The sequence below is a fragment of the Micromonospora orduensis genome (assembly GCF_006228125.1).
GTDB classification, from domain to species: domain Bacteria; phylum Actinomycetota; class Actinomycetes; order Mycobacteriales; family Micromonosporaceae; genus Micromonospora; species Micromonospora orduensis.
Map to the genome: position 1 here is coordinate 1 of NZ_VDFY01000302.1, position 8,307 is coordinate 8,307.

7 protein-coding genes are annotated in these 8,307 nt (G+C 68.5%); 2 read left to right on the plus strand and 5 right to left on the minus strand.

Going from position 1 to position 8,307, the window contains the following annotated elements; all coding sequences use genetic code 11:
- From FHG89_RS31700 to FHG89_RS31720, 5 genes are all read right to left on the minus strand, one after another.
- Positions 1-1,025: ABC transporter ATP-binding protein (locus tag FHG89_RS31700; RefSeq protein WP_139588063.1), on the minus strand; the 1,025-nt coding region annotated here is incomplete at its 3' end.
- Positions 1,009-2,037, minus strand: a complete 1,029-nt coding sequence (locus FHG89_RS31705) for an ABC transporter ATP-binding protein (protein WP_139588064.1) — start codon at positions 2,035-2,037, stop codon at positions 1,009-1,011. The genes FHG89_RS31705 and FHG89_RS31700, both read right to left, overlap by 17 nt.
- Before the next feature lie 7 nt (positions 2,038-2,044).
- The gene (locus FHG89_RS31710; protein ID WP_139588065.1) at positions 2,045-3,001 is read right to left on the minus strand and encodes an ABC transporter permease; all 957 of its coding nucleotides are present in this window, start codon (positions 2,999-3,001) and stop codon (positions 2,045-2,047) included.
- The gene (locus FHG89_RS31715) at positions 2,994-3,932 is read right to left on the minus strand and encodes an ABC transporter permease (RefSeq protein ID WP_139588066.1); all 939 of its coding nucleotides are present in this window, start codon (positions 3,930-3,932) and stop codon (positions 2,994-2,996) included. Before FHG89_RS31715 ends, FHG89_RS31710 begins: the two co-directional genes overlap by 8 nt.
- A gap of 198 nt (positions 3,933-4,130) precedes the next feature.
- Positions 4,131-5,732, minus strand: coding sequence for a peptide ABC transporter substrate-binding protein (locus tag FHG89_RS31720; protein ID WP_139588067.1), 1,602 nt, complete (start codon positions 5,730-5,732; stop codon positions 4,131-4,133).
- Positions 5,733-6,181: 449 nt separating this feature from the next.
- On the opposite strand from FHG89_RS31720, the gene FHG89_RS31725 reads away from it, so the two are divergent.
- Together FHG89_RS31725 and FHG89_RS31730 are read left to right on the plus strand one after the other, a co-directional pair.
- On the plus strand, positions 6,182-7,042 hold the full coding sequence (locus FHG89_RS31725) for a bifunctional methylenetetrahydrofolate dehydrogenase/methenyltetrahydrofolate cyclohydrolase (protein WP_139588068.1): 861 nt from the start codon (positions 6,182-6,184) through the stop codon (positions 7,040-7,042).
- Between the two features lie 119 nt (positions 7,043-7,161).
- Complete coding sequence (locus FHG89_RS31730) at positions 7,162-8,112, plus strand: malate dehydrogenase (RefSeq protein ID WP_139588069.1); 951 nt, start codon at positions 7,162-7,164, stop codon at positions 8,110-8,112.
- Positions 8,113-8,307 lie beyond the last annotated feature (195 nt).

Genomic DNA, 8,307 nt, shown 5'->3' on the forward strand with positions numbered 1-8,307 from the left:
CCTGCGGGGCGCAGTTCGGCGAAGTGGCAGGCCGAGGGGTGCGGGTCTGCCGCTCTCGGCACCGCCTGAGGATCCTCCTTGGCGCAGATGTCCTGGGCCTTCCAGCAGCGGGTGCGGAAGTGGCAGCCGCTCGGCGGGTCGGCCGGGCTGGGCACGTCGCCGACCAGCCGGATCATGGTGCGCTGGTCGCGTACCTCCGGGTCCGGCACCGGCACCGCGGAGAGAAGCGCCTGGGTGTACGGGTGGGTGGCGCGCTCGTAGATCTCGTCCTCGGTGCCGATCTCGACGATCCGGCCGAGGTACATCACGGCCACCCGGTCGGCGATGTGCCGGACCACTGACAGGTCGTGCGCGATGAAGATGTACGACAGCCCGAGCTCGTCCTGGAGCTGCTCCAGCAGGTTGATCACCTGGGCCTGGATGGACACGTCCAGCGCCGACACCGGCTCGTCGCAGACGATGATCTCCGGGCGCAGCGCCAGGGCGCGGGCGATGCCGATGCGCTGGCGCTGACCGCCGGAGAACTGGTGCGGGTACCTGTTGATGTGCTCCGGGTTGAGCCCGACCAGGTCCAGCAACTCCTGGACCCGCTTGGCCTTGCTGCCCTTGGGCGCGGCGTCGGGGTGGATCTCGAACGGCTCACCGATGATGTCGCCGACCGTCATCCGCGGGTTCAGCGAGGTGTACGGGTCCTGCATGACCATCTGCATGTTGCGGCGCAGCCGGCGCAGCTCGCCCCCGGAGGCCTTGAACAGGTCCCTGCCCTCGAGGGTGGCCCGTCCGGAGGTGGGCGTCTCCAGACGCATCAACAGCCGGGCGAGGGTGGACTTGCCGCAGCCGGACTCGCCGACCACGCCCAGCGTCTCGCCCCGGCGCAGCTCGAAGCTCACGCCGTCGACGGCCTTGACGGCGCCGATCTGCCGCTGGAACAGCACACCCTGACTGATCGGGAAGTGCTTCACCAGGTTGTCGACGGAGAGGATGGTCTCGCCCCGGACCTTGGTGGAGCTAGCGGGCGCTGTCATCACGAACCTCCTGCGCGAAGTGGCAAGCGCTGGTCCGGCCGTCGCCGAGGACCAAGTTGTGCGGCACCACGTCCACGCAGACCTGCTGCACGTACGGGCACCGGGGGTGGAACGGGCAGCCGGAGGGGATGCGCATCAGGTTCGGCGGCAACCCCTTGATCGTCGACAGTTCCTGGCCGCGGACGTCCATCCGCGGGATCGACTCCAACAACCCCTTGGTGTACGGGTGGGCCGGCGCCTTGTAGAGCGAGCGGACGTCGGCGTGCTCGACGATCCGACCCGCGTACATGACCGCGATCCGGTCCGCGACGCCGGCGACCACACCCAGGTCGTGGGTGATCAGGATCATCGCCATGTTGAGGTCCCGGCGCAGGTCGGCCAGCAGGTCCATGATCTGGGCCTGCACGGTGACGTCGAGCGCGGTGGTGGGCTCGTCGGCGATCAGCACCTTCGGGTCCAGCGCCAGCGCCATGGCGATCATGACGCGTTGTCGCATGCCGCCGGAGAACTGGTGCGGGTAGTCGCCGATCCGCTTGGCGGCACCCGGGATCTTGACCAGGTCCATCAGCTCGACGGCCCGGCGGCGGGCGTCGCCCCGGGACATGCCGGAGCGCTGGCGCAGCGTCTCGCCGACCTGCCAGCCGACCGGGAAGACCGGGTTCAGCGCGGAGAGCGCGTCCTGGAAGATCATGGCGATCTCCTTGCCGCGGACCTGCCGGCGCTGCTCCTCGGAGCTGGTGAGCAGATCCTGACCCCGGTAGAGGATCTGACCGGAGCGGACGAACGCGGGTGGCGTGTCCAGGATGCCCATGATCGCCTGGGCGGTGACGGACTTGCCCGAGCCGGATTCGCCGAGCACCGCGAGGGTCTCACCGGCGTCGAGGTGATACGACACCCCGTTGATGACCCGGGCGACGCCCTCGTTGGTCCGGAACTCGACGTGCAGATCCCGCAGTTCCAGCAGGTGGCCGCCCTCAGGGGTGGGGGAGGCGGGGGTGGGTTCGACGGTCATGAGTTGATCACCGCAGCTTCGGGTCGAAGGCGTCACGGATCGCGTCGCCGAGCATGATGAACGCCAGCACGGTCAGCGCGAGGAAGGCCGACGGGACGATCAGCGGCGTCGCCGCCTCCCGCATGTGGATACGACCGGTGTCGATGTCCTGGCCCCACGAGATGGTCGGGGCCTTCAGGCCGATGCCCAGGAAGGAGAGCGTCGCCTCGGCGGCGATGAACGAGCCGAGCGCGATGGTCAGCACGACGATGGCCGGGGCCAGCGAGTTCGGCAGGATGTGCCGCCACATGATCCGGCCGTTGCCGGCGCCGAGCATCCGGGCCGCCGCCACGTAGTCCTGCTCCTTGGCGGTGATCACCGAGGAGCGCACCACCCGGGCGGCGGTGGTCCAGCCCAGGATGGCCAGCACGAAGATCACCGCGGCGATCCGCGCGTTGTCGCTGCCGCTGGACACCCGCTTGAGCAGCACGATCGCGGCCAGCAGCAGCGGGATGCCGAGCACCACGTCGATCACCCGGGAGAGCACGGCGTCGACCCAGCGGCCGAAGTACCCGGCCAGCATGCCGACGACCAGCGCGATGACGCCGGTGCCCAGCGCCGCGAGCGCGCCGACCAGCAGCGAGGCCCGCGTGCCGTAGACCGCCCGGGAGTACGTGTCGCAGCCCTGGAAGTCGTACCCGAAGATGGCCCCGCCGGACGGCCCGGCGTGCTGCCGGGAGAGCAGGCAGTCGTTCGGGCTGTTGGCGGTGAAGATGCCGGGAGCCAGCGCCATCAGCGTGAAGATGACGACCAGCGCCGACGAGATCCAAAAGATCGGGTTGCGCCGCAGGTCGCGCCAGGCGTCTCCGGCGAGGCTGCGCGGCTTCTGCGGAGCGCCGATCTGGTTCGGCGTGCCCGGCTCGCCCGAGGGGCCACGTCGCGCGGCCTGGTTCTCGGTGGCCGCCACAGTCTCAAAGTCACTCATAGCGGATCCTCGGGTCGAGTACGGCGTACAGGACGTCCACCACCAGGTTCGAGACCAGGTAGACCACGACGAGCACGCTGACGATGCCCACCACCAGGGGGCCGTCCTCGGTGCGGATGCCGCGGAAGAGGTTGAAGCCCACGCCGGGGATGTTGAAGACGCCCTCGGTGATGATCGCGCCGCTCATCAGGTTGCCGAGTTCCACACCGAGGAAGGTGACCACCGGGATGAGCGAGTTGCGCAGCACGTGGACGGTGACGATGCGGCGCTTGACCAGGCCCTTGGACCGGGCGGTCCGGACGTAGTCGGCGCGCAGGTTCTCCGCCACCGAGGTACGGGTGAGCCGCAGTGCGGTGGCCAGCGACAGTGAGCCGAGCACGATGCCGGGCAGCAGCAGCGCGTAGAACGTGGGCTGGGAGCCGGCGGTGGGCGGGAAGAGCTGCCACTTGACGCCCAGGAGGTACTGCGCGAGCGGCGCCAGCACGATTGTCGGGATGCCCAGCACCAGCAGGGTCAGCACCAGAGTCGAGTTGTCGAAGATGCTGGCCCGGCGGATGCCGGCGACCACGCCGGCGGTGACCCCGAAGATGATCGCCACGGCGAGCGCGATGAGCGCGAGCTTGAGGGTGACCGGCCAGGCGGCCTGGAGGATGTCGCCGATCTGCCGGCCGGTCAGGGACTGGCCGAGGTCGCCCTGGAGCAGGCTCCTGACGTAGTCGAAGTAGCGGTAGAAGAAGCCACCGACGCCTGTGGCGTCGAGGTGGTACTTCTCCGTCAGGTAGGCCCGCTGGGCCTCCGTCACCGGTCGTTCGCCCGCGAGGGCCTGGATGGGATCGCCCTGGCCGGCGAACATCAGCGCGTAGACGATCAGGGTGGTCCCGAAGAACGCCAGGACCATCTGGAGTAGGCGCCGCAAGATGTAGCGGAACATGCTTAGCAGTCTCTCCGGAAATGTGCGAAAGGGTCGCAGGACGGCATCTCTCGTCGTACCCGAAATGTCGGAGACGTGCCGTCGGCCCGGGGGAGCCGGCGCCACCGGCCGGACCCGCGCGTGCGGCGCCCGGCGGCGGTGGCGCGGTCCGGGCCACCCGGGCGTCGTCGCCCGGGTGGCCCGCAACCGTTGGTCAGCTCAGCTGGCCGCTTCGATCTTGACGAGGTTGACCCGCTGGAACAGGTCCATCTCCACGTTCTTGACCTTGGACGAGTGGCCGAACACGTTCTCGCCGAAGCGGAGCGGGATCACCGGCATGTCCTTGGCCAGGATGTCCTCCGCCTGCTGGTACTTGGCGATCGCCTCGTCCTGCGTCTTGGCGGCGGAACCCTCCTTGACGAGCCTGTCGAACTCCGGGTTGCTGTAGCCGTAGTAGTTCGACGAGCCGTTGGTGCTGTACAGCGGGCCGAGGTAGTCCTCCATGGTCGGGTAGTCCATGACCCAACCCATCCGGAACGCACCCACCGGCGTCTTCTTCTCGACCTTGGTCAGCAGGTCGGCGAACTTCGGCTCGGCCACGCCGACGGCGTCGACACCCAGGTTGGCCTTGAGCTGGTTGACCGTCGCGTCGACCCAGTCCTTGTGACCGCCGTCGCCGTTGTAGGAGATGACGATCTTCGCCGGGCCGCCCGCGGCCTGGTAGAGCTTCTTGGCCTCGGTCGGGTTGAACTCGCCGGCCTTGCCCGCCGTGTTGTCCCGGTAGCCCGGCAGCACCGGCGAGACGAAGGAGCGCGCCGGCTGCTGCGAGTCCTTGAAGACCGACTTGGTGATCTCGTCACGGTCGATCGCCATCGAGATGGCCTTACGCACGTCCGGGTTGCTGTAGTCCTTGTCGAACGTCGGGAACGCGAGGAACTGGAACGACGACATCGGGCTGGTCTTGAACCGGTCGCCCAGGTCGGTCGGCGCGGTGCTCAGGCTCTCGGTCGGGATCGTCGGCAGCACGTCCAGGTTGTCCGCCAGGACGTCCGCGTACGCGGCGGTGAGCTGCTGGTAGATCCGGAACTCGATGTTCTGCACCTTGGGCTTCTCGCCCGGGTACGCGTCGTAGCGCTCGATGTCGATCTTGCTGTCGTGCTGCCAGGCGCCCTTCATCTTGAAGGGGCCCTGTCCGATCGGCGCCTGCTCGTAGGAGTCCTTGAGCACGCCCGGAGCGGAGAACGCGGCATCCGGCATCGGGTAGAACGCGTTGTAACCGAGCATCGTCCGGAAGTCGATGTACGGCTCGGCGAGCGTCACGGTGAAGGTGAGGTCGTCGACCTTCTTCAGACCGGACAGCTCCTTGGCCTTCGGCTTCTCGCCCTGGAGGTCCGTGTAGCCAGCGATCTTCTCGAAGAAGTAGTTGCTGTCCTGGCCGTTGGGGGCGTACGCGCCGTAGTTCCAGGCGTTGATGTAGTCCTCGGACGTGACCTTCTCACCGTTGTGGAAGGTGAAGCCGTCCTTGAGCTTGATCGTCCAGACCTTGTTGTCCGACGAGGTGATCGACTCGGCGGCGACCTCGTACGGCTTGTTCTGGGCGTCGTAGTCGACGAGCGGGCTGAACAGGCCGGCGAGCACCTGCGACCCGGACGTCTCGGTGGTGTTCGTGGGAACCAGGTGCTTCGGCTCGCCGATCTGGATGCTGACCGCCGAACTGTCGCTGCCGCCGGATCCACCGTCTCCGCCGCTGCCGCAGGCCGCGAGGCCCAGCGTCACCGCGAGCGGGAGGGCGGTCCAGGCGGCGAGTCTACGAACTCGCATTGAGCCTCCTCATCTCCTCACGCTGCGCAGTCAAGCCCGACGCTGGGTTTACGCTGCGCAACAAGCGGTAACGGTAGGTCGGGGTGGTGGCCTTCGACAACGAGAGGGTTGCGGGTGCGTAACGGTCCGGGGACGCTTCGCTTGCAGGCCACCCTGGCCCGTGCTACTCCAAACCCAAAATGCGGCTACAAGCTGTGCATTCGTCGTGCGTTGGGGAGTGTCGTGTGCCCGCCTGAACCCGATTCGGCCGTCGCTGGCCCACCGTCCGGTATCGGTCGGACTTGAATCCACCGGACCGGTTTGGCGGTGACGAGTTCCACAGAATGTCACGCAGAGTGATGAGTGACACGTGACTCATCGTTACTGTCGGCGGTGCGACCGGAGCGCTGGCGGGCCTGTCGAAACGAGGTCGCCCGAACCGCGCGCGACGCCCGTGAGACGATCAGATCGTGACGGCGACGGTTCTGGACGGCAAGGCGACCGCAGCGGAGATCAAGGACGAGCTGCGGATACGTGTGAAGGCACTCGCGGAACGCGGTATCACCCCGGGACTGGGCACCGTCCTGGTCGGCGCGGATCCGGGCAGCCAGGCGTACGTCAACGGCAAGCACCGCGACTGCGCCGAGGTGGGGATCGCCTCGATCCGCCGGGAGTTGCCCGCCGACGCCACCCAGCAGCAGGTCGACGACGTGCTGGCCGAGCTGAACGCCGACCCGGCGTGCCACGGCTACATCGTCCAGCTGCCGCTGCCCGCTCACCTGGACACCCAGCGGGTGCTGGAGCTGATCGACCCGGCCAAGGACGCCGACGGCCTGCACCCGGTCAACCTGGGTCGGCTCGTCCTCGGCTACGACGGCCCGCTGCCCTGCACCCCGCGCGGCATCGTCGAGTTGCTCCGCCGTCACGACGTGGCGCTGCGCGGCGCGACCGTCGCGGTGGTCGGCCGGGGCAACACCGTCGGCCGCCCGCTCGGCCTGCTGCTCACCCGGCGCAGTGAGAACGCCACGGTGACCCTCTGCCACACCGGCACCCTCGACCTCGCCTCGCACACCCGCGCCGCCGACATCGTCATCGTCGCGGCCGGCGTACCGGGGCTGCTCACCGCCGACATGATCCACCCGGGCGCGGTCGTGGTGGACGTCGGCATCACCCGGGTGATCGGCCCGGACGGCAAGGGCCGCTACACCGGCGACGTGGCTCCGGAGGTCGCCGAGACGGCCGGCGCGGTGGTCCCGATGCCCGGCGGCGTCGGCCCGATGACCCGCGCCATGCTGCTCACCAACGTCGTGGAGCGCGCCGAGCGCGGCTGAGCGGGAGGAAACGGTCCTTCTTCGCCCAGCAGGCTGTAACCGTCCGCCCCTGGCCTGATGGGTGCCAGGATGACTGATACGGTCCGGAAAACCGACTGGTATCAGGGAGTGGGACGACCATGGGTAAGAAGGTCACTGTCGTCGGGGCTGGCTTCTACGGCTCCACGACCGCACAGCGCCTGGCCGAGTACGACGTATTCGACACCGTCGTCATCACCGACATCGTCGAGGGCAAGCCCGCGGGCCTCGCCCTCGACCTCAACCAGTCGCGGGCCATCCAGGGCTTCGAGACCAAGGTCGTCGGCGTGACCACCGGCCCGAACGGCGAGGGCTACGAGGCCATCGAGGGCTCCGACGTCGTCGTGATCACCGCCGGCCTGCCGCGCAAGCCGGGCATGAGCCGGATGGACCTGCTGGAGACCAACGCCAAGATCGTGCGGCAGGTCGCCGAGAACGTCGCCAAGTACGCCCCGAGCGCCGTCGTCATCGTCGTCTCGAACCCGCTCGACGAGATGACCGCGCTGGCCCAGCTCGCCACCCAGTTCCCGAAGAACCGGGTCCTCGGCCAGGCCGGCATGCTCGACACCGCCCGGTTCAGCAACTTCGTCGCCGAGGCGCTGAACGTGCCGGTGGCGTCGGTCCGCACGCTGACCCTGGGCTCGCACGGCGACACCATGGTCCCGGTGCCGTCGAAGAGCACGGTCAACGGCAAGCCGCTGCGCGACGCGATGCCGGCGGAGCAGATCGAGGAGCTGGTCGTCAAGACCCGCAACGGTGGCGCCGAGGTGGTCGCGCTGCTCAAGACCGGTTCGGCGTACTACGCGCCGTCCGCCGCCGCCGCCCGGATGGCGAAGGCCGTCGCCGAGGACTCCGGCGAGGTCATGCCGGTCTGCGCCTGGGTCGACGGCGAGTACGGCATCTCCGGTGTCTACCTGGGTGTCGAGGCCGAGATCGGCGCCGAGGGCGTCAAGCGGATCGTCGAGACCGACCTGGACGCCGACGAGCTCGCCAGCCTCCTCGCCGCCGCCGAGGCCGTCCGCGCCAAGCAGGGTGACGTCGCCAACATGTAACCCCGCACCACCTGCCCCGAAGAGGCCCGCCGGCACACCACCGGCGGGCCTCTTCGCACACCCCCATCCCGGTGATCAAGAGGTTCGCGTCAGGGGAGACGCGATTTTTGACGCAAATCTCTTGATCAACGCGGTCCGGTCCGGGGACGCTTCGCTTGCAGGCCACCCTGGCCCGTGCTACTCCAAACCCAAAAT

Bases quoted from the DNA above. Each gene is read 5' to 3' on its own strand.
- FHG89_RS31715 (WP_139588066.1), bottom strand. From the start codon at position 3,932: ATGTTCCGCTACATCTTGCGGCGCCTACTCCAGATGGTCCTGGCGTTC.
- FHG89_RS31720 (WP_139588067.1), bottom strand. From the start codon at position 5,732: ATGCGAGTTCGTAGACTCGCCGCCTGGACCGCCCTCCCGCTCGCGGTG.
- FHG89_RS31705 (WP_139588064.1), bottom strand. From the start codon at position 2,037: ATGACCGTCGAACCCACCCCCGCCTCCCCCACCCCTGAGGGCGGCCAC.
- FHG89_RS31730 (WP_139588069.1), top strand. From the start codon at position 7,162: ATGGGTAAGAAGGTCACTGTCGTCGGGGCTGGCTTCTACGGCTCCACG.
- FHG89_RS31710 (WP_139588065.1), bottom strand. From the start codon at position 3,001: ATGAGTGACTTTGAGACTGTGGCGGCCACCGAGAACCAGGCCGCGCGA.